The organism is Mesorhizobium sp. M0894, assembly GCF_040319725.1.
Lineage (GTDB): Bacteria > Pseudomonadota > Alphaproteobacteria > Rhizobiales > Rhizobiaceae > Mesorhizobium.
On sequence record NZ_JAMYOG010000036.1, the window covers coordinates 1 to 23031 of the forward strand.

Sequence of the window (23031 nt, forward strand, 5' to 3'; positions counted from 1 at the left end):
GAGCCCACGAATCTCAAGAAGTGGTCGGGCGGACGTATGTGGTGTAAGATCGTCGCGTCTCATAAGTCTTTCCGCAGCTTGGGATCGAATATATCGCGCAGCGCTTCACCCAGAAACGTAAAACCAAGCGTTGCAAGGACGATGGGAATGCCGCTGGCGATCACCAGCCAAGGGGTCTGGTTGATGTAGCTATAGCCATCGTTGAGGATCGCTCCCCAGTCAGGCGTCGGGGGCCGCACGCCCATCCCGAGAAAGCTGAGACCTGCTTCCCAGGCGATGACGGCTGGCACGTCCATGCTCACAAGAATGAGAAGGGGGCCAATCACATTGGGCAGCACATGAACGCCAAGGATGCGTGTCGTGCCTGCGCCCATGCTGCGTTCTGCGGCGATATACTCACTGCTGCGCAGCGCCTCGGACTGGGTGCGTACGACGCGCGCATAGATCGGCACCGACGTTATTGCGATGACCAGAATGACACTCGCCAGACTTGGTCCCAGAAGCGCGATCATGGCCAGCGCGAAGATGATACCGGGAAAGGAGCGGATCGTATCGAAGATGACCAGGAGCAAATTGTCCAACCAACGCGGCCCGAAGCCCGCGATGAGACCAAGCACGACGCCGACCGCCAGCGCACTGCCGAGGGAGGCGAAAGCAACGAGGAGCGGGATGCGCCCGCCCATGACGGTGCGAGAAAACGTGTCGCGGCCCAGTTGGTCCGTACCCAGTAGAAAATCCGTTGAAGGTGCGGCCAGACGCGGTCCGACCATGATCCGGATCGGATCATGCGTGATTATCAGCGGAGCGAAGAGCGCGACTACTGCTATGAGTATGACAAGCACTGCTCCGAGCATACCCAGGCGGTTTTTGCGAAATTGCCGCAGAAAGGTGCGAAAGTTGGCTTGTGAAGGGATGGCTTCAACGCTTACCATATCAGAGTTTTTCCCGCGTTCGCGGATCGAGGAATGCATTGATCAGATCCGAGAGCGTCGTGGCCGCGACGATAAGGAACGTGGTGACGAGCACGACGCCCGTCACTATCGGATAGTTGCGCGTATTAACCGCGTTCACGATCAACGCACCAATGCCAGGTCTCGCAAAGACCACCTCGATGAAGACAGCAGCCGAAAGCAGCCACGCGATGCCTACCCCGAGTATTGTCACGGTCGGCAGGATCGCAAGCGGCAGCGCGTAGCGCGCAACGATGCGCCATTCCGGGACCCCGAAGGAGCGGGCCATGCGCACGTGGTTTTCTCCCAGGATCTCAAGCATGGATGCGCGTACCAACCGGGAAATGTAGCCAACCCAGCCAATCCCTATGGCGAAGCCTGGGAGGATGAGATGGATAAGTCCATCCCCGAAGCCACTGCCGGCGCCGATCGCTGGCAACCAGCGCAGAGTCACGGCAAAAACCAGCAGCGCGTAGACCGCCACGACGAAGGAGGGAATTGCGATCGCGGCGACCGTCACGACGCCGGCCACCTGATCGACCAAGGACTTGCGCCGCATCGCCGAGTAGCAGCCGAGCGGCACGGCTATCACGACCGCCCAGAAGATCGAGACCAGGATCAACTCGATCGTATAAGGCAGTTGTTCGAAGACGATGCCGGCAACAGGCCTCTGGCTGAACACGTCAAAGCCGAGATCGCCGTGGAGCAGCCCGCCGAAGAAGTTAGCGATCTGCACGATGAACGGCTGGTCCAGCCCCATTTGCTCGTGGAGTTGCGCCTTCATTTCGGGAGTCGCCCGCGGCCCAAGCAGAACCGCGGCAGGATCGCCAGGCACGGCCCTGATCATCAGGAACAGAACTATCACCGCGATCGCAATGATTGCAATTGCAAGGGCGCTCCGCTTGAGCAAGTACAGCCACATCTTGCTCGACTCTAAGCTGGCCTAAAGTCGACATATAAAGGCATTCCATCCGGGCGCATTGCGGCCTGCATTTTTGTGGTGCGATACATGACTGGATTATGGCCATGGGTCAGGAATCGGTATGCGCCGGATTCCTCCATGATATCCTGCATCTCCTGGTAGAGCTTCGCCCGCGCATCTCCGTCGTCGATCGTGGCCGCGTTAGTGAATAGCACATCAAAACGCTCGCTGCGGAAGCGTTCCCAGTTCCATACGCCCACTTGAGCTTTGACGAACCAAGCCGTCGCGTAATACGGATCCGGCAGACTGGAGAAATCATTGACGATGAGCTGCAAGCTTTTCCAACGCTCGCCTTCCGATTCCATGCCGGTCGTCCAAAACGAGCCGGACTCTTGGGCGTTGATCTCGACCTTGATGCCGATCTGAGATAATTGCGCCTGCACCGTCTGGGCTATGGCCATATAAATGCTGCTGTTCACGCAATCGATGGTTAACGTCAGATCGCTCACACCTGCCTTCTCCAGAAATTCCTTTGCCTTGGCGAGATCGCCCTCCGGTGGGACGAGCGCCTTGTCGCGGTGCCCGGCAATACCTGGAGCGATGATGCCCGTCGCCACGTCGGCTTGGCCCGCATAGGTGGTATCCAAGATCTGCGGCACGTTAATCGCCCATTGGATCGCCTTGCGGACATTGATGTCCTGTAGATTTGGGTGATCCACGTTCATACCGATCCAGAGGTAACGGAGCGAGGATTTTTCCTCGATCTTGCTGTCGGCCGGCGGATTGCTCTTGAACTTCGCCAGAGAATCCAGACTAATACCAGTGAAATCGATGTCCCCTGCCTCGTAGGCGCGTTCCGCCGCCTTGGTGTCCCCGATCAGGATGACGCGGAGTTCGTCAAAGCCTGGCTTCGGGCCCGACCAGTCCGAATTGCGGGTCAATAGCAAATATTGGTTCGGCTTCACGTCGGCAAGCACATACGGACCGGAGAAAGCTGGCGGCTTCATGCCGAAATCACTGCCGTCCTTGGTTGCCTTCACCACCGCCTCTTCGGAGACGATATGGCCGACTCCATAAGGGAACGCGATGTTCCAAACCGGCACGAACGGCGCCTTGAATACGATCACTCCCGTGTAGTCATCCTCGACCTCGACACGATCGAGCGTACCCCAATCGACGTTATCCGGCGATTTGTGTTTGATCACGCGCTCGAAGGAGAATTTTACGTCCTTTGCGGTCAGCTCGCCGTAACCCCCGGTAAATTGGATGCCCTTCTTCAGACGGAAGCGGATATGCGTAGGATCGACACGTTCCATTGTTTCGGCCGCCTCCAACTCCCAGCCCCATTCGGAGCCCGGCTTGAATCGCGTGAGTTTAGAATAGATACAGTTCATCACATTGACTTCGGAGACTGCGGAGTAGAACCCGGGATCAAGCTTCGAAATATCGTTGGATGAAGCAGCAATGAGCACCTTGCCCTCTGCAGCCCAGATCGCGCTTGAGAGCGGCATCCCAGCAGTGAAGATGCCTCCCCCGATCACGGAGCTGGTTTTTAGGAAGGCCCTACGGCTTACGGCACCTTTATGATCATTCATGGTTGTTCCCCTTAATCATTGAGCAACTTACCGACCTAGCGGGGCTGCTTCGTGTGATCAGGTGATCAATAGCAAGCGTATGCCGCCTTCGCAGTCGAAATAATCTCAACTGTGAGGCTAGTTTTTTTCGACCGTCGCGGAAGGACACGCCGTGGTATCGCGATATAGGGCTATGCCGCGTTTTTATCAGTGAGAGAGCTTGCCCCGACTCGCCGCTCTGAGCAGCAACGACTCGTCGGCGATAAAGAATTAGTAAGGGTACCCTTTGTGGCTGATCCCACGCCAGTTGAACTGTTTGAAAACGTCTGGATTCCGCTCTCGGACGGAACACGCTTAGCTGCGAAAATCTGGCTGCCGGAGAACGCGGCTTCTAAGCCGGTTCCGGCAATCGTCTGTTATATACCATATCGAAAGCGCGATGGCACGGTTCTGGGGGACGCACAAATGTTTCCCTATTTCGCTTCGCATGGCTACGCGAGCATTCGTATAGACATTCGGGGCACTGGTGATTCCGAGGGTCTATTCGAGGACGAATACGTCAAGCAGGAACAGGATGATGCGGTCGAAGCCATCGGATGGATCACACGACAAGCCTGGTGCAGTGGCAGTGTGGGAATGATCGGCATATCTTGGGGCGGGTTCAGCGCCTTGCAAGTCGCCGCGCGCCGGCCCAAAGCCCTGAAGGCTATCATTACGCACTGCTCGACTGACGACCGCTACGCCGACGACGCGCACTACAAGGGAGGCTGCGTCCTGAACGACACTTTGGTTTGGGGTACGCATTGCTTCGCGCAGATGGCGCAGTCACCGGATCCTGAAATCGTTGGAGAAGACCGTTGGCGCGCCATGTGGATGAAGCGCCTGGAGAATGCCCGCCCGACGTTGATCGATTGGGTCGCTCATCAGCGCCGAGATGAGTTCTGGAAACAGGGCTCGGTCTGCGAAGACTACGGTGCCATCGATTGCGCAGTTTTCGTTGTTGGTGGATGGGCGGACGGCTATCCCAATGCAGTGTTCCGGCTGCTTTCGAACCTGAAAGCACCACGCCGAGGGCTGATTGGACCTTGGGGGCACAAGTATCCTCAAGTGGGTGTTCCCGGTCCCGCGATTGGATTTCTTCAGGAATGTCTTCGCTGGTGGGATCATTGGTTAAAGGGCCAGGATACCGGCATCATGCAAGAGCCAATGCTCCGCAGCTGGATGCTGGACTGGGTAGAGCCTGCGGCGCATTATGACGAGCGGCCGGGGCATTGGATCGCAGATCCAAGCTGGCCGTCTCCGCATGTAAAGTCACGGATCTTGAAGCTAGGATCCGGCAAGCTGTCGGAACATAGGCTACCGGAAGCGAGTCTTGAGATTCGCTCGCCCGAGACGGTCGGGATCGCAGGCGGAGAATGGTGTCCCTATTCACTCGGGGGACCTGGCTCACTAAGTCCAGATATGCCGCTGGATCAGCGGTGGGACGACGGTGGTTCCTTGAACCTTGACAGCGAGATTCTAGATGAGGTTTTGCCGGTCTTTGGCGCCCCTCTAGTTGAGTTGGCGCTCACCTCTGATAGAGCAACCGGCGTGCTGGCCGTGCGTATTTGTGATGTCAGTCCGTCGGGCGAAGTCACACGTGTGACCTACGGACTGCTTAATCTATCTCACCGAAACGGACACGAAGATCCCCAGCCGATGGATCCAGGAAAGTTGTACATTGTCCGATTGGCGATGAACGGCATCGGGTACACTTTCCCGCGGGGGCATCGGATCCGACTGTCCGTTTCCACAGCCTATTGGCCAATCGCCTTTCCCGCACCAGAACGCGCTACATTGACGATAAAGGCACAAGCAAGCGCTCTGCATCTGCCGATCCGAATGCCTCAGCCCGGAGATCGGCGGCTCCAGCCTTTTGAACTGGTCGAGCTTTCTTCGCCAATGGCTAGCACGGTGTTGCAACCCGGCAAAATTGAGCGATTCACCGAGATTGACCCAATGCGAAAGCAGGTCACCGTCACGGTCAAACGCGACAACGGCTCATTGCGTATTGACGCCATAGGCACGATCGTCGGCCTCAAAAAACATATAACGTATTCGGTCGCCGAAAACGATCCGACGACAGCCCGAACGGAAGTGTACTACCGATTTGAGTTGGAGCGCGGCGAATGGCAGACGGCAGTCGAGGCGCGGACGGTTATGACCGGTAGCAAATCGACCTTTCACCTCCAGGTTGACTTCGACGCGCACGCAAAACATGAGCGCATTTTTTGCAGATCATGGTCCAAGGATATTCCGCGCGATCTGGTCTAACTGCAGAAGGAAAACCAGATGAACGCCCCAAAGAACACCAGAGAACAATCGTTATATTACTCGCCAAGCTATCTCAGAAACGGGATTGCTTCCATATTTCAAGCGCCGCACGGACCCGGACCTTCGCGCGATCGCCATGAAGAGGATGTCGCCGAGATTAGTTGGACGGAGAGCACGGGTTTTCCGGAGTGTGCCCCGCCGGGCGCGTTTATGCTGCCAGCGCGCCTCTGAACCTACGCACGTCGTAGGCAACAGCAACGGAGAGCACCGGGTTCCGGAGCTGGGGTAGATGCGCGACTGGGCGAAACGCACGCCGTTCTCTGCTCTCCGTCATTCGGCGCGTCGCGGCCGCGCCGGAAAGATGCTGAGGCGTTGAACGCAGCGATGACGTGACGAGCGGGTGCGATGCGGGAGTATGGCCTGAAAGGCATAGAGACAATCGTCCGCGACAGCATCGTATGCTCGCCAACGCAACAACGATGGTCTCGTCCTCGAACGGTAGGGACGTTGATTTTGGCTCTTTTGGGGCCAGTCGGCAGATGGGTGACCGAACTCCGCCCTCCAGTTGATGATCGTCTTTTGGTTGGGATACCATACGCTTCGCCAGCGCCGTCAGGCTCTCTTGATATGTTTTGTATTGGTCGACGGATATCGCGTCTGTCGTCGTGGCGCTCCCACGAGCAACCTGGTCCATAGGCTCCCTCTGATTCCGTCTGCCATAAGCTCTCGGGTTTATAGCGCAGACGCACAATTCAAAAAAAGCGGCCCATGCGTTTATCATCACAGCCGCCGAGAGGGTCCACGGACTGCCGGTCGGTGGGCCACTTTCTCCGACCGGGCTTTGGGAACAACCGGTAACCGAAAGTCTTACGTTTGGCCTTTCTGGGTCGGTGTGCTTGCACGCCGCTGTCTCTCCTTCCCTCAGATTGGCGACGAAGAGTGTCACCTGGAGCCGCTTGGGCCCTTTGGCCGAGGCTGTGATAATTCCTCTTCGCCGGTTGTCTGAAATGGCGTAATGGACCATTCGACTAGCTCGACCGCACGCTGTAAGATCGCCTCGGTTTCAGCAAAGCTGGATGAAACGGCGATAACATATCCAATACAGTCTCGGGAATCGCCTTTCCTGACGATCAGCGTCTTGGGTTTAACATACAATTTGACCTCGGCGACACCTGGTATAGCAGCCGCTCGACTGTGCCCGCCGGTCCAATCCAGGATGCCATCACGTTCAGCAACTAGGATCCGGGCGGCAGCAATACGCGAATGCTTTCTGCGCAAATCCCATTCGTCGCCGACAACAAGCTTGATGTGCTCCGTGATCAGATCTATACCGTAAGCTGCCTGAATCAATTGAGGATCGGGTGCGCCAGCAAGACGCGGGTTAACTTCAATGACGACAGGACCACGGCTCGTCCAGCGGAGTTCAATGTTGGTTGGCCCCCAGCCAAGGTCGAGGGCACGCAAACAACTCAGCGAAACATCGGCTATACGCTTATGCTTGTCATCCGCCAGTAGGGCTGGCACGGTGAATTGACGATAGACGAACTGTGGCAGCGGGCCATAATCGGCGGCGACAATCCCGATAACCTCATTTCCCATTATCTCAACGGTATACTGAGGGCCTTCTACGAACTCTTCGACCAGTATCCTCGGCGAAGACGGCCATATGTGCTTGCCCCCGAGCAAATGATTCACATGTTCGGCCAAGTCATAGACATTGCGGCACAACCTGACTCCGATGCTTCCGTTGCTCGCGGCTGGCTTAACAATCACCGGCAGGCCGATCGCCGTAGCAGAGCTTTCTACGTCCGTCGCATTTGCTGCCAACCGATAAGCAGGTATTGGAACGCTGGCTTCCGCAAGGAGCTGACGTTGGACGAATTTGTCGCAACATCGTTCAACAGAGGCGGGGTCCGGCCCCGATAGATGGAAGTGCTCGCAAAGCTTGCCAACTGTCACATAAAGCGACTCGTCGTCCCCCACAAAGCCAGTAATGCCAGCAATCTCATACTTTGCACACAGCCGGGACGTTTCGCGGATCAGTGCATCCAAATTGTCTGTATCTACCCGGATAGACTCAATCCTTTCTGACACAAGATAGTCGTATTGAGATGGGTCTGTGGACAGAATCACCGGATGAAGACCAAGACGCTCGGCCGCTTCGACGAACAGCAGACCGATGCCCCTATGACCTTCAACTATGATGAGTGCTCTTTTTGCCATCGGCCACTCCGTTGCGTTCTGTGCGGCGGTCTGAGCATAGATCGGCATCAACCTTCCTGGCGTGCCTCATCTCAGACTTGCGGAAGGTACCATCGTCAGCGATCTGCGGGTGCAAAGATTTTGTGAATTTATTTTCGCGATCTGCTTCGAGCTTTCGGCTATCTGCGCCATGAGAAGCTGTTGTGGAGTTAGCGCAGCCGCGACCGGGAAAGCCGGCAAATCCACTCCGACAAGCCCGACGGGCCTCAATCGCAACACACAACTCCTCACCTTCCGCTCTCAGCATCCACCCAAGTTTCCTACGGTACCCATCCTCAAGCGAAGCTGCCGATTCACTCGTTGAATGTGGAGCGGATACGGCGACGCATGAACAACAGCAGGCTTATTCCGCGTACGAGCAGAAAGACGTGTAGTGCGGCCCAGAGCCCATGGTTGCCGAACATCGGACCGAAAGTGAACAAAGCAGCGGCAAAGACCGTGAATGATACGAGCATGCTATTGCGCAGATCGCGGGACCAGGTGGCGCCGATGAATACGCCGTTCATTTGAATGGCCAGAACGCCGCTCAAGGCCGCGAAGGCCGCCCAAGGAAGATAGGAAACGGCCTCCGCACGCACTGCCGCTGTGTTCGTTGTGAGCCTGATGAGTTGTTCGCCGAAGGCGAAAATCGCGGTACTCGCAAAGCCCGCGAGCGCGAACCCCCAGGCTGCGGTCAGCCTGACGGCACGCGAGAAAGCCTGCTGACAATGGGCGCCAACGGCTCGCCCAGTGAGCTGCTCGGCGGCCGCCGAAAGCCCGTCAAGGAAATAGCCCTCAACCAAGAAGAAATGCATCAGGACCGAATTGGCGGCGAGGGTCAACGTGCCAAGCTGGGCGCCTTGCCGTGTGAATAGGATGTAGGCTCCCATGAGCGCGAAGGAACGAATCATGATGCCACCGTCGAGGTGAAGCATCCGTTTCATCTCGGCCATGTTGAAGGTATGCCGCATCGACACCTGCGGCACCGTGCGGGAGCGTCGGAGGAGGATGGTCATGCCGGCGATCATGGCGGCAGCCTCGCCGCAAACGGCTCCCCAGGCGACGCCTACAATTCCCCAGCCGAGATAAAGAGCCAGGAAGATCGACAAAGCGAGATTTACCCCGTTGAGGAAAAGTTGGAGGAAAAATCCGAGGACTGAATTGCCGCAACCCAGAAGATAGCCGAGGATAGCATAGTTGATCAGGACTGCAGGCGCCGAGACTAGGCGGATGCGGATGTAAAGATCCATTGCAGTGGTAACGGGCTTTTCCGTGTTCATGAACCATTCGCTGATCGCTGTAATCAGCGGAACGAGTAGGACCAATGCCACGCCTGAGATCGCTGCTATAACGGATGCCCGCCAGAAGACCGCCTTCCCTGCCAGAGCATCACCCCTTCCGAAAGCCTGGGCGACGAGGCCGGTGGTACCGCAGCGCAAGAAATTAAAAGTCGCAAAGAGTAGGTCGAAGACAACGGCTCCTGCGGCAAGACCTCCAATGATCTCAGTATCCCCGGACTGGCCGATCACGGCCGTATCGACGAGACCGAGCAGCGGCGTCGTGAGGTATGCGAGCGACATCGGAATGCTGATTGCAAGGACCTGTCGATTGGTGACACGGAACGGCCTGGAGCCAAGAAACGGCGCATTCTGTTCCATGTTCGGCCCTACTTGCTGAGACATTTTGATTGGGGCGGCACCGCATCATGCCCCTGCATCATTTTCGAAGAGTTGCGTTGGTCAGTGTCGCCAGTCTATTGACCTATTGACTCCCACACTCTTTTTGCATGTGCTTGCAACTAGCGAGCAGTCTCAGCCTGAGAAACTGCCAAAGCAGATGACCGAGCAAGGCATTTCCGTCGATGACGCCACACAGTCTACGGCTGGACCGTCTTCTCGCCTCTGCTGCCGAGACGTTCCAAGCGGGCCAATCCCAGAGTCGTCGACAGATGGACTGTAGACCGCTCTTGGCCCAAGCTTAGTAGCCAGCGCATGTATCTCTATCACCCCTTCGTTGCGTCAGCGGTGCGATCAAAATGTCCCGCTGAGCGTTGCGATCCGGCGGCAATGAAGTGGCACTTGAGGCGAGTGCCGATTGTTCCCATTAGCCAAGGGCCGGAAACGGTGTGATCGACCATTTGATCAAGCCGACGGCTCGCTGAAGTGTCGCCTTGGTTCGAGCAGGAGTAGGCGAAACGACGACGACATACCCCATCCTGTCTCGGTAATCGCCCTTCCTGACGATCGGCGTCTGGGATGCAACATCGAACTTGAGCTCGGCCACGCCTGGTACAGCAATGGCTCGATCTTCGTCGCAAATCCAATTGAGTGTGCCATCACGATCAGGGACTAGAATCCGGGCAGCAGCGACACGCGAAGGCCTTCGGCGCAAAGTCCTCTTATTCCCCTCCCCTATAGCTAGCTTGATGTGCTCGGCAACGAGATCGACACCATAAGCCAGGTTGACCAGTTGAGGGTTAGGTGCCCCAGCAAGCCGCGGATTGACTTCAATGACGACCGGGCCAAACTCCGTCCAACGTAAATCAATGTTGGCTGGCCCCCAGCCAAGGCCGAGGGCATGCAAACAGCTCAGCGAAATATCAGCAATACGCTTATACTCCCGCTTAGTTAGCGGGGCCGGACAGACGTATTCACGACAGACGAAATGAGGTGGGTCACCGAAATCTGCCATGGCGATCCCAATGACTTCATTTCCCATCAATTCAACGCTGTAATGTTTTCCCCTCGCGAATTCCTCGACTAGTATTGTCGGCATCGTTCGCGATGCATGCGTCCCGCCTAACAAAGATTTCGCATGTTCGGCCAACTCAATGATGTTGCGGCACAGTCGAACACCGCTGCTTCCCATGCCTACCGCTGGCTTCACAACTACCGGCAGGCCAATCTCCACCGCCGCGTTTTCCACCTCCGCGGCATTCGCCGCTAAGCGAAAAGCAGGTATTGGAATGCCGGCCGCCGCAAGAAGGTGACGTTGAGTGGGTTTCTCGCAGCATCGTTCGATCGACGTGGGGTTCGGTCCCGGTAGATTGAAGTACCGGCAGAGATTGCCAACTGTCGCGTAGGCCTCCTCCTGGGGGCTGGTAATCCCAGCGATGTCATAGGACAAACGTAACTGGGAACATTGGTAAATAATCGAATCGAGATTATCTCGCGCGATAGGGATTATGTCACTTCCTTGCGCCGCAAGGTGGTCGTACTGATTTGGATCAGTCAACATGGTAATTGGATGGAGGCCAAGATGCTTGGCCACTTGCACATATCGACCACTATTGCTCGCACCTTCGAGCATAACTAGAGCTCTTCTTGCCATTTGTTCGGACCCTCCCTCGCACCGATACTGTAGTCTGACAGCGAACTGATTTTCATTCTTGGAAGCCCTGATCTAGCATTTGCAGTGAATATATCACCGTAGCTGCTTTGCACACGTGAATATGCGTGAATTAGTATGACGCTTTTGGTACGAGAGCTTAACGACGCTGAACCGCGATTTCGTTTCGATTTGTAACGAACATTACACGTCTATGATTTTGATGAAAATCTATAGGAAGTCATAGCGACTTCAGCACCGATTCTATGCGGAGCGATCTCACGAAGCGGCCGGTCAGCAATTCAACATGGCCGTTGCCGCTAACTTGCTGTCATAATCGAGCGCAGTCGGCTCTTCGCTTTGCGTTAAATCTGGGCGAGGACGACGCGAGCAACCGCCGTGTTTAATGTTCTTGACGACATGGGACGCCGTGGACAAGCTGCTTGCCAGCACGCTGTAGAGGTCTTTGCCATCGCTGGTAAGCATGATACCGGTTCCTGATCTCACAAACAGCGGAACCCCAACCTCGTCCTCAATAGCGTCGATCTGCCGGCTGATCTCTCCCGAAGCAACGTGTAAGTCAGAAGCCGCAAGCTCGAATGAACGATGACGTGCAGCTGCTTCGAATACCTCGAGGCAGTGAGGGGCGGGAGGTTATAATACCGGTGGTGCACTGAGCACTCTAATCGGACAGAAGTTTGCGGATAGACATCCGCGATCGTCAGATTTACGTGGTGGGATCCGGCCACTGAATTAAGAGTGTGAGGACGGACCATCACTCGGGTTATATCCGTCGCCGTTGCTTGCCGAGGTTGTCACCGCGGGAGGTGAGCCGCGAAAGGGTTCGGCATTGAGCGAGAATTCCAATTTAGGCCTCTAGTGTAGCGAGTGGTGTCGGTCTTGCAAAGCTTCGCCAGTTTGGGCGTACCGAAACACGGGCAGCTCGACAGAGCGGTAACGACCACGCGATAGCGCTGCAGATGCGAGACACAACTTATTTGAAGCCGTTTGCCCTCGAAGGACTATGACCTCCACGACCGTGCCGCATCGCCGCCGTACTGACAGTATCTCTCCCCTGCCAGTTCATCTCACGAGTTCATGTGCAAGGTCTGCGCCTCGTCAGCCTGGTGCCTGGTTGCGGACTGGCCAAAAATGCTATCAGCTCTCAGGTATGAAGCGGCGCAGGCAGTGTTGTGGGTAAATGCTCCGCCCTGATCACGCATTGGCCAAGTGAGCGTAACTTGCTGCGAAACGCCCGAATTTGTGCTCACCGCAAGTCACCGGCTTATAGCGAAGCGGGTTGCTGTCCGTAATACATGAGGGCAATGGTTCGATGATCGCGTTGAAATCAGCGTCGATAAAGAAGGGGATTGAGTATCGCTCGCGTCCCGAGGTATTCACCACGCGATGCATGTTCGCCAGGTAGACATCATTGGTGAGCCGCTGAATCAGATCGCCAATGTTGATTACGAATGTGCCGTGGATCGGAATGCCCTCGACCCAATCGCCATCTCGGTTCATGACCTGAAGACCACCCACGTCGTCCTGCGCCAGGATGGTCAGATTGCCGTAATCCGTGTGCGCGCCAATACCTATGATCTCCTCGCTGACATAGCCACTCTGCGGCGGGTAGTGAAGCAGGCGCTGAATGCTGATCGGGTTGCGCATGAGGTTCTCGAAAAAGCTTTCCGACTGGTCCAGACTGAGCGCAATACCCTTCAAGAGTGTTTTCGCGAGGCTGAGCATCTTTTGATGATATCCGTATGTCAGCTCCCGAAACCCGGGCAGACTTGAGGGCCACTGGTTAGGGCCAAAAAACGGACCATCCAGCATCGAACGTTCAGGTCCGATGTCAAAGCACTCCTTCAAGTCTTTCGTCCTGCCCGGATCGGTGTTCTCCCCAAACGGCTCAATGTATCCTCGAAGGGCCACATCGGAGTTGCTAATGTGCAACGTGTTCTTCTGCGACATGGGCAGGTGAAAGAATCGACGGCTCACATCGAGTACCGAATCCACAAAGCCTTGGGGAATACCGTGGTTCTTCACATACATGAACCCAGTGTTCGACAAGGCCCAACGTATCTCCTTCGCCACCCTCTGCTTATCGCTGCCATCGAGAAGCGGCGCGACGTCAACGACTGGCAGCTTGTCAAAGCTTTCGCGCTTCGCGCGCAGCTTGTCGTCCAGTTTGGCTACGAGATCCTTGCGCATGAGTACACCTTTTTAGACTAGAGCCTTCATAACAATTTGGGCGTTTCCCATTGACTGGCACCATGGAGAATCGTCGGGAAGCCTAGATAGCTAGCGCAACAATGTAGAGAAGCCCGAACCCAGGGTGAGGCATGAGGAGGCGTGCACGCTCTTCATGTCGCCTTGCATACCGCAGCAAGTTATCGTTTGCGGCAGCGTTAATGATCGCTTCTCCGCTGGTGCGCTGGCCTACTTGGCACTTGTAAAACCCAGTAGTGCGCGTCCTCCTCGGCGACGTATCCGGCGTCGTTTAGACGCTGTGCCGGCACAAGGATGCCCGCATCCTCTAGACGCCGCACCTCATCTTCAAAGGATGCGGTCTCCGCATAACTCTTGCGGGTGCTGACGATGACGAATCCGTTCGGGCGCGTGACGCGAGCCAGTTCGCGCAGTGCATCCGGTCGGACATGTCCGAGCGTAAAGACGCCGCAGCAGACGGTGATGTCATAGCTCGCACTGGAGTGGTCGGAGAGCGGCCCGTTAAGGTCGACGCCGCCTCGAACGTGGCGGTAGACGCAGGTTTGCCGCGCCTTTTCGGCCATCTCCTCGGAGAGATCGAGCCCGTCGATCAACCGGAACCCGAGGCGTTCCAGTTCCAAGCCGACGAGGCCTGTCCCGCAGCCAGCGTCCAGGACTGCGATGGCTGCTCGCTGAATGGCCAAATAGGCCGTCTGCACGGCACCCGCCAGTTCCGCCACGGTCATCGGCCCACAGTATCCATCGCGACCCACATCCAAATCGTAGGAACTGGCCCATCCGCCATAGAAGTGAGCCAAGCGACCGGCATCCCCGTCGAGGCCGTGGGAATCCTTGATGCGCTTTCGTGCGGCTTGCTCCAGTGCTTTCTGCTTATCGAGAGTGTTCATGACAGTTCCTCTATTTATGGAAGATGGTCATCGGCGGCGCGCCGGTCAGTACCTGCTGCCGCCTTGCAACGAGGATTTCAAAACTCGTGCCGATTGGCCGAGCCAAGCGAACAAAACATTTCATGTTGTTTTTCAGCTATTTGGCCTGAGGCAAAATAGGAAATTGGCCAAACAAGCCTTTGTCGCGGTCCAGACAAACCAAACAGAATGTCCGATGCTGCCACTTGAAACCCATATACTTTGACGTCCCCAGGGACAGCCGCTACGAATAGGGTTGATCTCCGTCGCTACAGCTTAGCACAGACCCACCCGCCGCGGCCCAGACCGGATGGCTACGAAGAGAATCTGCTCGTAGCCCGGCAAAATCTCGTTGCACATGGCAGCCCCTGTCGCCATAGTCGTGGCCCAACATGATGAAGTCGCTTTTCAGGAGTATGTTCCAGACCGAGTTTGCGGCCTTCGACACGTTCGTGAGCAGGACGACGCCGCCCCATAAAGAATGCCGAAGGAAGTTCTCCCCGGCTCGGAGCGAAATAGGCGGTATCCGTAGCTCAACAAATACCAAGTGGCGAGCAACGCTGGCATTCCAACGCGAAGCTACCAAGCTTGTGGTCCATTCAGCGATAATGAAGGGCACTAGTCTAGCTCGCGCTTCGCCACGCCCTTTATTGCGATCGCGTGGGGTGGCGGGTCTGCCTGCCGCACCAACCCGGTGGCAGGGCAACGCTACGACACTTGAGCACGGACAAACTGCACGCCAAACCGTGGCGCTATCGCACAGCTCTCGCCGGCGACGACTGCAGACTTCGAATGGGTTTGCGTCACTAAATGTTGGGCCTCTATCCAGCAAGCATCCTGATCGGCAAATGCGCCTCTTTGGGCATCATACATTTCGTCCGCTTGCCGCTGCCGTTGTTCGAAAAAAATGTATTGCTTTCGCAAATACCATTTGCATCGCCGACACGCCTGCAGTTTTTGTCTCTGGGTCGCCACTTTCCAATTCAGACGAGATCACGAGGAATCTTCTTCGACCATGATCTCTCGAAGATGCACTCGCCGTTTTCGAAAGCGTTGAAATCAACCTGAAGGTAGAAGCTTGACTTGGTAGCAGTCATGACTGTCCGCCCCTCCACCGCTGTCTGCCAGGCTCCGCGGCCCAGCTCATCTCGATAGTAGACTTCCGTCCGGGCTGCCGTCGGATCATTCTCAGCGACCGAATAGATCATGTGCTTTTTGAGGCCAACGACCGTGCCGATGGGCTCGATGCGCATTGAGCCATCGTCCCGCTTGACTGTGACGGTGACCTGTTTCGACACTGAGTCGATGTTGACGAACCGCTCGACGCCGCCGGCTTTCAATACCGTCGTCGGCATTGGCGGAGAAACCTCTGGCGCGTCAAAGGCTGGCAACGCGGTGTCACTCGGTTGAGGCATTCTGATCGGAAGATTCATACGGCTTGCGTCCGCCTCTATCGTCAATGTGGCGCGCTGCGGCGCCGGAAATGCAATCGGCCAGTACGCGGTGGAAATAGATAGCCGGATCCGGTGACCCTCCGAAAAGGTATATCCAACCTCGTTCATCGCGAGGCGAATACGGTATGATTTTCCAGCATCCATGGGCTGCAGATCTTGGTGGCTGTCGCGGTGCGAAAGGTTGAGAAGTCCGTAAGTGACCCGAGTGACTTCACCTGACTGGCTGACATCGGAAAGACGCACCGCGAGAATCGCAGTCGGCCTGTCGCAAGTAATTTCCAGTTCGAGGACAGGCGCGCCCAGGATCGGTGTGGCTTCCGTCAACAGGGGGCTGTCAAAGATTAACGAGCCACGATCGTCCCACCGCTGATCTAGCGGCATCTCTGGACCAACTCCGCCGAGTCCGTAGGGGCACCACTCGCCACCTGCGATCCCGATCGTCTCAGGCGAACTGATTTCGAGAGTCGCTTGCGGCAGCGCCTGCTCTGACAACCTGCCCGTCCCAACTCGGAAGATCCGTGACGTGACATGCGGAGATGGCCAGCCGGGGTCCGCGACCCAGTGCCCCGGCCGCTCGTCATAATGCGCCGCAGGTTCCGACCAATCCAACATCCAGCTACGCAGCATCGGCTCTTGCATGATGCCGGTATCCTGGCCCTTCAACCAGTGATCCCACCAGCGCAAGCATTCCTGCAGGAACCCGATGGCGGGACCGGGGACACCCTCATGTGGGTATGTATGCCCCCAAGGCCCAATCAACCCTTTACGTGGCGATTTCAGGTTCGAGAGAAGCCGGAACACGGCGTTGGAATACCCATCTGCCCACCCACCTACTGCGAAAACCGCACAATCGATTGCACCGTAGTCCTCGCAGACCGAGCCCTGCTTCCAGAACTCATCTCGGCGCTGATGAGCGACCCAATCGATCAACGTCGGGCGGGCATTCTCCAGGCGCTTCATCCACATGGCGCGCCAACGGTCTTCTCCAACGATTTCAGGATCCGGTGACTGCGCCATCTGCACGAAACACGTCGTCCCCCAAGCCAGTGTATCGTTGAGAAGGCATCCGCCCATGTAGTGCACATCATCTGCATAGCGATCGTCTGTCGAGCAGTGCGTGATGATCGCCTTCAGGGCTTTGGGCCGGCGTGCGGCGACTTGCAAGGCGCTGAACCCACCCCACGACTTGCCGATCATTCCCACACTGCCGCTGCACCAGGCTTGTCGTGTGATCCATCCGATGGCTTCGACGGCATCATCCTGTTCCCGCTTGACGTATTCATCCTCGAATAGACCCTCGGAATCGCCGGTGCCCCGAATGTCTATACGAATGCTCGCGTAGCCATGCGAGGCGAAATAGGGAAACATCCGTTCGTCTCTCAAAACGGTGCCATCACGTTTTCGATAAGGAATGTAGTCGACAATTGCTGGAACCGGGTTGGATGCCGCGTCCTGCGGCAGCCAAATCTTCGCAGCCAGATGCGTTCCGTCGGAAAGCGGAATCCACAGGTTCTCCATTAACGTGACAGGTCGCGGTCCTGTGGCAATCTTCATTGTTCACTACTCGGGGTACCAGATTTCAACATTTACCATTTCCCTTTGGAGTTCAGCGGTTTCTCGTTCGGAGCCGAGCTGCTTCGGCGCACCGTTTTGACGGGAATGAGTAAACATCGTTTATAGGAACTTTTCTGCGCACCGCAGCGGAAATAATCTCAACCGCAGAGCTACTTTTTTACCTCAACACGATTAGAGAAATTTTATGTACAATCGCTACGCGCAGAGGACCACATGCTCTAAGTGTTTGATCTCAGGCTTTGACGGTGCATTCTCTTCTTCCGAATTGAAGGAGGCACTGTGGGGTAGGGTCTACATAGCAGCGCCACGATGACAGAGGCAGTCCGTCGAGCAATACAAAATAGTCAAGAGAGCCTGAGAGCTCTGACGAAGCGCTACGGCCATCAGAAGACGATCATCAAATAGATGGAGCGTACGTCGGTCGCCGATGTGCCAACGGGGCCGAAGAATCCCTCCTCGACAGTGCTTACGATCGAGGAGGAGGCGGTGATCGTCGCGTTCCGGCGGCACACCTTGCTGCCGCTCGACGATTGCCTTTGCGCGCTGCAGTCAGTCCATTAGATGTGGTGGGCGCGCGAACATCAATGGAACCAGCGCGCGTCATGACCGACTGCGGCTCGTGCTACAGATCGAAAGCCTTCGCCAGGACCTGCCGCAAGGTTGGTCTCAAACATGACCGCAGAAAACCCTATACGCCCAAGACCAAGGTAAGGCAGAGCGCTTCATTCAGACCGCGCTCAGGGACTGGGCCTACGCCATTGCCTACCCGACCTTCGGCCATCTGCCGAGAACTTCCCCTGGCTGCACCTGGTCGTTATGGGCCGTGCGATGGTCGGCCTTTATTGCGCTTCCTTCCGCCAGGTTCCGAAGCGGATCGTGCTCGACATTGACGACACCTTTGACGCCGTGCATGGCGGCCAGCAATTGCGGCTGTTTTATGCCCACTACGACGAATACGGCTTCCAGCCGATCGTGTTGTTCGATGGCGCGGGACGCGCCGCTCTAGCCCGCTTGATGCACGGCGATGAGCTTTTAGCGGCCTGAAGCGGCTTTGCGGTGCGTTTTCCTAAGCCTCATCAGGCGCCGGCGGGGATCCGTCGTGATGGAAGGCGAGGGTTTACGGGTTGAGGTCAGCGGGTTTGTTTCGGATCGTCTGCGCCCCATTGTTTATGTCACGAGTTGCGGGATGCGACAGAGGACGATGCGCCGGATGCGCTGGTCCGGGCAGGATATCGGCAGGTGCAGGCGCATTTGGGTTTTCATTTGGACCACGCGCGCGGCGATCTTGATGAGCGCAGTCGCAGCGTGTCGAATTGGACGACTGCAGAGCACGAGCCGCATCTTGCCGGCTGGAGCGGCATTCTGCAGGCCGATGCCTTTGGCGGTTATGGCGATGTCTATGCGACGGGTCGTCAACCGACGCCTGTCGCATCGATGTCCTGTTCGATATCGAGCGCGAGATCAACGGCCTGTCGCCCCGCCCAACGCCACGCCGTGCGGTCTTCCACGATTTGATGTGGTTCTCGGAAGCGCCGGGCCGGCGGTAGACATCCTCGTGGAGCGCGTTGGCGTTGTCACCTGCAAGGTTGGTGACGATGAAGCGACCACTTCCAGCGTCTCGGTCATATCCTCACCCAGCTTGCGCAGCCGATGACCGCCGCAGCAGTGGCAAGTGGCCGGCGCCGGCTCGACCAGGCGTTCGCGCGGCAGATGCTCGGAAATGGCTGGCGCGCCGGTCGCTGCGCACATAAGGCCGCGCCGTCGTGCTGATCTCCAAATCCGCGACATGCTTGCGCAAGGTCGTGGTGAGCGCCAGGCCGAGGATGAAGTCGATATCGTTGGCGCGGCACCAGTCGATGACCTGCGGACCGGACTGCAATAATGGCTGTCGGCCCCGATCAGGATCCGGGTGTTCGGCCAATTGCTCCGGACCGCCCGCATCAGGCGTCGCAGGTGGGGCGGATTGACATGCTCCCCTGAAATGTCCTCGGTTTGAGGTTAGGCTGTTCCTCGGATGAGGAGACAGGCAATGAAGCGATCGAGATTTTCTGACGAACAGATCATTGGCATTTGGAAGGAGCATCAGGCTGGGCTTTCGGCAACGGAGCTGTGCCGCAAATACGGTGTGAGCGACGCGACCTTCTATAAGTGGCGCTCGAAGTATGGCGGCATGGACGTATCGGAGGCGAAGCGGCTGAAGAGCCTTGAAGAGGAGAACGGCAAGCTGAAGCGTCTGCTGGCCGACGCCATGCTCGACGTCTCGACCTTGCGCGAGATGCTCGGAAAAAACTTCTGACGCCCGGGTCGAGGAGGACTGCCGTGACCTGGGCGATCGAGAACAAGGGCTATTCGCAGCGTCGGGCCTGCGGGCTCGTCGGCATGGAGCCGCGGGTCTACCGCTATCGTCCATCGCGACCAGATGATGCCGGTTTGCGCAAGCGGTTGCGGGAACTGGCCGCCGAACGCCGGCGCTTTGGCTACCGTCGGCTGCACCTGCTCCTGAAGCGCGAAGGCGTAGCGGTGAACTGGAAGAAGCTCTATCGCCTCTATCGCGAGGAGCGGCTGACGGTGCGCAAGCGAGGCGGTCGCAAGCGGGCATTGGGCACCAGGGCACCGATAGCAATCCCGCAGGGGCGCCAACCAGCGCTGGAACCTCGACTTCGTCTCCGACACGCTGACCGATGGTCGCCGCTTCCCGGATCCTGTACGTCATCGACTTTTTCAGCCGGGAGTGCCTGGCCACGGTCGTCGACAACTCGATCTCGGGTGAGCGTGTCGCCCGGGAACTCGACATCATCGCCGAGCATCGCGGCTACCACTGCATGATCGTGTCGGACAATGGCACCGAGCTGACCTCGAATGCCATCCTGGCATGGCAGGAGGATCGGCAGGTCGAATGGCACTACATCGCGCCGGGCAAGCCGATGCAGACGGATGTTGTAGAATAGCCCGTTCTTCTCATTCGGCGGCTTTTTCCACAGCCTTCTGCCTTTCCGGCCTCGTTCGCCATCGGGAAGTCGCTGCCGCATAGGCAGCTTCCGCCTTCTCGACGCGGGATCGTTCTTCGGCGCGCTTGGCCGGGATGTTTGTGTTTCGGCGTGGAATAAGGACCCCGTTTCAGGGGTGATCGGCGTCCAAAAAGGACCCCTGTAACGCAGGGTTGTCACACTGCCTTCGGTTTCATCGGAGGCATTTGTTTTGGATGTTGGTTGTGGAGACGATTGCGAAGATACGCCGGCTTTCGCTGGTCCAGGGGAAGTCGATCAAGGAGATCTGCCGCGAATTGAGGATATCGCGGAAGGTTGTCCGGAAGGTGCTGCGGTCGGACGCGACGGAGTTCCGCTACGAGCGTGAGCATCAGCCGATGCCGAAGATCGGCCCCTGGCAGGATCGGCTCGACGGGCTTTTAAGTGGCAACCACGGCAAGGCGGCGCGCGAGCGGCTGACTCTGATCCGGATCTACGAAGAGCTTCGCGGGCTCGGTTATGAAGGCAGATACGCGAAGGGCTGGGCGAAGGAACAAGGATCGGCAACGGCGGAAGCCTATGTGCCGTTGTTGTTCGCGCCGGGAGAGGCCTACCAGTTCGACTGGAGCCACGAGATCGTTCTGATCAACGGCGTGACGGTGACCGTGAAGGTCGCCCATGTCCGACTCTGCCACAGCCGCATGATGTTCGTGAGGGCCTATCCGCGCGAGACGCAGGAGATGGTGTTCGACGCCCACGATCGGGCCTTCGCCTTCTTCGGAGGCGCCTGCACGCGCGGCATCTACGACAACATGAAGACGGCGGTGGAGACGGTGTTCGTCGGCAAGGACCGGCAATATAATCGCCGCTTCTTGCAGATGTGCAGCCACTATCTGGTGCAGCCGGTCGCCTGCACGCCGGCGTCGGGCTGGGAGAAGGGTCAGGTCGAGAACCAGGTCGGCCTGGTGCGGGAGCGCTTCTTCACGCCGCGCCTGCGCTTCAAATCCTATGAGGAACTCAACGCTTGGCTCCTCGACAAATGCATCGCCTACACGAAAGCCCATCGTCATATCGACCAGCCGGAGCGCACGATCTGGAACGTGTTCGAGGAAGAGCGCGACAAACTGGTCGAATATCGCGGCCCTTTCGACGGCTTCCACACGGTTCCCGCTTCGGTGTCGAAGACCTGCACGGTGCGCTTCGACAACAACAAATACTCGGTGCTGTCGACTGCCGTCGGCCGGCCAGTCGAGATCCAGGCCTATGCCAGCCGCATCGTCATTCGTCAGGACGGCATCCTCGTCGCCGAACACGTCCGTTCGTTCGGCCGCGGCGAGACCGTCTATGATCCCTGGCACTATGTCCCAGTACTCGCCCGCAAGCCCGGAGCGCTGCGCAACGGAGCGCCGTTCCAGGACTGGGTTCTGCCATCGGCAATGGAGCGAGTTCGACGCAGATTGAAGTCCTCGGATGACGGCGATCGCCAGATGGTGTCGATCCTGGCCGCGGTGTTGACGGACGGCATCGATGCCGTCGAGGCCGCCTGCCAGGAGGCGCTCGACCAGAACGTCTGCTCCTCCGCTGTCATCATCAACATTCTGGCGCGGCGGCGCGATCCGGCGCCGGCCATCACCATTCTCACCCCGGACGCACTTCGCCTGCAGCATGAACCGCTCGCCGACTGCGCCCGCTACGACAGCCTCAGGAGGGCAAGCTGATGGAACGCACGCAGGTTCTGGAACTGATGGGGGCGCTGAAGCTCTACGGGATGCGCGGCGCCTATGACGAGGTCATGGCGACGGGCATCAAGCGCCAGCATGAGCCGCCGAGGATCGTCGGCGACCTTCTCTCGGCCGAGATCGCCGAGAAGCAGGCGCGCTCCATCAAATACCAGCTCACCGTCGCCAAGCTGCCGATCGCCAAGGATATTGAGGAGTTCGACTTCGACGGCACGCCGGTCAATGAGGTGCTCGTCCGGGACCTCGCCAACGGCACCTTCGTCGCCGACCAGCGCAACGCCGTGCTCATCGGCGGCACAGGAACCGGCAAATCGCATCTGGCCATTGCCCTTGCCCGCGCCCTGATCCGCACCGGCTCGCGCGGTCGCTTCTTCAACGTCGTCGATCTCGTGAATCGATTGGAGACCGAGCACCGCGGCGGCAAGCAGGGCCGTATCGCCGATTACCTCACCCGGCTCGACTTCGTCGTGCTCGATGAACTCGGCTATCTCCCGTTTGCGCAAGCCGGCGGGCAATTGCTCTTCCACCTGATCAGCAGACTCTATGAACGGACCTCGATCATCGTCACCACCAACCTGGCCTTAGGCGAATGGCCCGCCGTCTTCGGCGACGCCAAGATGACGACAGCGCTGCTCGACCGTCTTACCCATCATTGCGAGATCATCGAGACCGGAAACGAATCCTGGCGCTTAAAGAACCGCGCCTGATCACGCCACCAAGCCGATCCGCGGTTGGCCGGGCGGGCCACCCCCGGCCCAATGGCCCCCCCCGACCCGACCCGAGGGGGCCCCAAAACGGGGGGCCAATGGGGGCGCGGCACCGGGGGCCAAATTGGG

Annotated in this window: 14 protein-coding genes and 7 pseudogenes; 8 read left to right on the top strand and 13 right to left on the bottom strand. The window is 57.7% G+C overall.

Translation table 11 applies throughout. The features are described from left to right. Nucleotides 1-59: 59 nt before the first annotated feature. The 3 genes from NKH91_RS31465 to NKH91_RS31475 are packed head-to-tail and all read right to left on the bottom strand — an operon-like array spanning nucleotide 60 to nucleotide 3467. Nucleotides 60-971, bottom strand: a complete 912-nt coding sequence (locus NKH91_RS31465; RefSeq protein WP_352885537.1) for an ABC transporter permease — start codon at nucleotides 969-971, stop codon at nucleotides 60-62. Then, the gene (locus tag NKH91_RS31470) at nucleotides 934-1872 is read right to left on the bottom strand and encodes an ABC transporter permease (protein ID WP_352885536.1); all 939 of its coding nucleotides are present in this window, start codon (nucleotides 1870-1872) and stop codon (nucleotides 934-936) included. Before NKH91_RS31470 ends, NKH91_RS31465 begins: the two co-directional genes overlap by 38 nt. Before the next feature lie 11 nt (nucleotides 1873-1883). Continuing rightward, nucleotides 1884-3467, bottom strand: a complete 1584-nt coding sequence (locus NKH91_RS31475; protein WP_352885535.1) for an ABC transporter substrate-binding protein — start codon at nucleotides 3465-3467, stop codon at nucleotides 1884-1886. A 267-nt stretch (nucleotides 3468-3734) separates the two neighbouring features. Between NKH91_RS31475 and NKH91_RS31480 the strand changes: the two genes are divergently transcribed. After that, the gene (locus tag NKH91_RS31480; RefSeq protein WP_352885534.1) at nucleotides 3735-5759 is read left to right on the top strand and encodes a CocE/NonD family hydrolase; all 2025 of its coding nucleotides are present in this window, start codon (nucleotides 3735-3737) and stop codon (nucleotides 5757-5759) included. A gap of 942 nt (nucleotides 5760-6701) precedes the next feature. Here the strand turns inward: NKH91_RS31480 and NKH91_RS31485 are convergent. The 7 genes and pseudogenes from NKH91_RS31485 to NKH91_RS31515 all read right to left on the bottom strand — a co-directional run bounded on the left by NKH91_RS31485 (nucleotide 6702) and on the right by NKH91_RS31515 (nucleotide 14443). Continuing rightward, nucleotides 6702-7982, bottom strand: a complete 1281-nt coding sequence (locus NKH91_RS31485; protein ID WP_352885539.1) for an ATP-grasp domain-containing protein — start codon at nucleotides 7980-7982, stop codon at nucleotides 6702-6704. Nucleotides 7983-8314: 332 nt separating this feature from the next. Continuing rightward, nucleotides 8315-9658, bottom strand: a complete 1344-nt coding sequence (locus NKH91_RS31490; protein WP_352885533.1) for an MATE family efflux transporter — start codon at nucleotides 9656-9658, stop codon at nucleotides 8315-8317. Between the two features lie 445 nt (nucleotides 9659-10103). Continuing rightward, entirely contained in the window at nucleotides 10104-11330 is a 1227-nt protein-coding gene (locus NKH91_RS31495; protein ID WP_352885532.1) for an ATP-grasp domain-containing protein, read from the bottom strand. A gap of 291 nt (nucleotides 11331-11621) precedes the next feature. Further along, complete coding sequence (locus tag NKH91_RS31500) at nucleotides 11622-11813, bottom strand: hypothetical protein (protein ID WP_352885531.1); 192 nt, start codon at nucleotides 11811-11813, stop codon at nucleotides 11622-11624. A gap of 39 nt (nucleotides 11814-11852) precedes the next feature. Next, a pseudogene (locus tag NKH91_RS31505) lies at nucleotides 11853-11903 on the bottom strand (hypothetical protein); the annotation flags it as partial. A 639-nt stretch (nucleotides 11904-12542) separates the two neighbouring features. Beyond that, entirely contained in the window at nucleotides 12543-13538 is a 996-nt protein-coding gene (locus NKH91_RS31510) for an isopenicillin N synthase family dioxygenase (RefSeq protein WP_352885530.1), read from the bottom strand. A gap of 197 nt (nucleotides 13539-13735) precedes the next feature. Beyond that, a complete protein-coding gene (locus NKH91_RS31515; protein WP_352885529.1) occupies nucleotides 13736-14443 on the bottom strand; it encodes a class I SAM-dependent DNA methyltransferase in 708 nt (235 codons plus the stop codon). On the opposite strand from NKH91_RS31515, the gene NKH91_RS31520 reads away from it, so the two are divergent. After that, on the top strand, nucleotides 14442-14687 hold the full coding sequence (locus NKH91_RS31520; RefSeq protein WP_352885528.1) for a hypothetical protein: 246 nt from the start codon (nucleotides 14442-14444) through the stop codon (nucleotides 14685-14687). The two genes, NKH91_RS31515 and NKH91_RS31520, sit on opposite strands and share 2 nt — an antisense overlap. 757 nt (nucleotides 14688-15444) lie before the next feature. On the opposite strand, the gene NKH91_RS31525 is transcribed toward NKH91_RS31520, so the two are convergent. Beyond that, entirely contained in the window at nucleotides 15445-17469 is a 2025-nt protein-coding gene (locus NKH91_RS31525; RefSeq protein ID WP_352885527.1) for a CocE/NonD family hydrolase, read from the bottom strand. 330 nt (nucleotides 17470-17799) lie between these two features. On the opposite strand from NKH91_RS31525, the pseudogene NKH91_RS31530 reads away from it, so the two are divergent. From NKH91_RS31530 to NKH91_RS31540, 3 pseudogenes are all read left to right on the top strand, one after another. Next, nucleotides 17800-18039 (top strand): annotated as a pseudogene (locus NKH91_RS31530) (IS481 family transposase); the annotation flags it as partial. Nucleotides 18040-18086: 47 nt separating this feature from the next. Continuing rightward, nucleotides 18087-18259: pseudogene (locus NKH91_RS31535) on the top strand (IS481 family transposase); the annotation flags it as partial. Nucleotides 18260-18297: 38 nt separating this feature from the next. After that, nucleotides 18298-18504 (top strand): annotated as a pseudogene (locus NKH91_RS31540) (transposase); the annotation flags it as partial. Between the two features lie 153 nt (nucleotides 18505-18657). Here the strand turns inward: NKH91_RS31540 and NKH91_RS31545 are convergent. After that, nucleotides 18658-18818, bottom strand: a pseudogene (locus NKH91_RS31545) (transposase); the annotation flags it as partial. A 166-nt stretch (nucleotides 18819-18984) separates the two neighbouring features. Further along, nucleotides 18985-19446: pseudogene (locus NKH91_RS32450) on the bottom strand (transposase); the annotation flags it as partial. Between the two features lie 73 nt (nucleotides 19447-19519). On the opposite strand from NKH91_RS32450, the pseudogene NKH91_RS31555 reads away from it, so the two are divergent. From NKH91_RS31555 to istB, 3 genes and pseudogenes are all read left to right on the top strand, one after another. After that, nucleotides 19520-20435, top strand: a pseudogene (locus NKH91_RS31555) (IS3 family transposase); the annotation flags it as partial. A 257-nt stretch (nucleotides 20436-20692) separates the two neighbouring features. Then, complete coding sequence (gene istA, locus NKH91_RS31560) at nucleotides 20693-22174, top strand: IS21 family transposase (protein WP_502899050.1); 1482 nt, start codon at nucleotides 20693-20695, stop codon at nucleotides 22172-22174. Beyond that, on the top strand, nucleotides 22174-22902 hold the full coding sequence (istB, locus tag NKH91_RS31565) for an IS21-like element helper ATPase IstB (RefSeq protein ID WP_352885526.1): 729 nt from the start codon (nucleotides 22174-22176) through the stop codon (nucleotides 22900-22902). The genes istA and istB overlap by 1 nt, the downstream gene beginning before the upstream one ends. Nucleotides 22903-23031: the final 129 nt, after the last annotated feature.

Bases quoted from the DNA above. Each gene is read 5' to 3' on its own strand.
- NKH91_RS31465 (WP_352885537.1), bottom strand. From the start codon at position 971: ATGCATTCCTCGATCCGCGAACGCGGGAAAAACTCTGATATGGTAAGC.
- NKH91_RS31470 (WP_352885536.1), bottom strand. From the start codon at position 1,872: ATGTGGCTGTACTTGCTCAAGCGGAGCGCCCTTGCAATTGCAATCATT.
- NKH91_RS31475 (WP_352885535.1), bottom strand. From the start codon at position 3,467: ATGAATGATCATAAAGGTGCCGTAAGCCGTAGGGCCTTCCTAAAAACC.
- NKH91_RS31485 (WP_352885539.1), bottom strand. From the start codon at position 7,982: ATGGCAAAAAGAGCACTCATCATAGTTGAAGGTCATAGGGGCATCGGT.
- NKH91_RS31490 (WP_352885533.1), bottom strand. From the start codon at position 9,658: ATGGAACAGAATGCGCCGTTTCTTGGCTCCAGGCCGTTCCGTGTCACC.
- NKH91_RS31495 (WP_352885532.1), bottom strand. From the start codon at position 11,330: ATGGCAAGAAGAGCTCTAGTTATGCTCGAAGGTGCGAGCAATAGTGGT.
- NKH91_RS31500 (WP_352885531.1), bottom strand. From the start codon at position 11,813: ATGCTTACCAGCGATGGCAAAGACCTCTACAGCGTGCTGGCAAGCAGC.
- NKH91_RS31510 (WP_352885530.1), bottom strand. From the start codon at position 13,538: ATGCGCAAGGATCTCGTAGCCAAACTGGACGACAAGCTGCGCGCGAAG.
- NKH91_RS31520 (WP_352885528.1), top strand. From the start codon at position 14,442: ATGACAGTTCCTCTATTTATGGAAGATGGTCATCGGCGGCGCGCCGGT.
- NKH91_RS31515 (WP_352885529.1), bottom strand. From the start codon at position 14,443: ATGAACACTCTCGATAAGCAGAAAGCACTGGAGCAAGCCGCACGAAAG.
- NKH91_RS31525 (WP_352885527.1), bottom strand. From the start codon at position 17,469: ATGAAGATTGCCACAGGACCGCGACCTGTCACGTTAATGGAGAACCTG.
- istA (WP_502899050.1), top strand. From the start codon at position 20,693: ATGTTGGTTGTGGAGACGATTGCGAAGATACGCCGGCTTTCGCTGGTC.
- istB (WP_352885526.1), top strand. From the start codon at position 22,174: ATGGAACGCACGCAGGTTCTGGAACTGATGGGGGCGCTGAAGCTCTAC.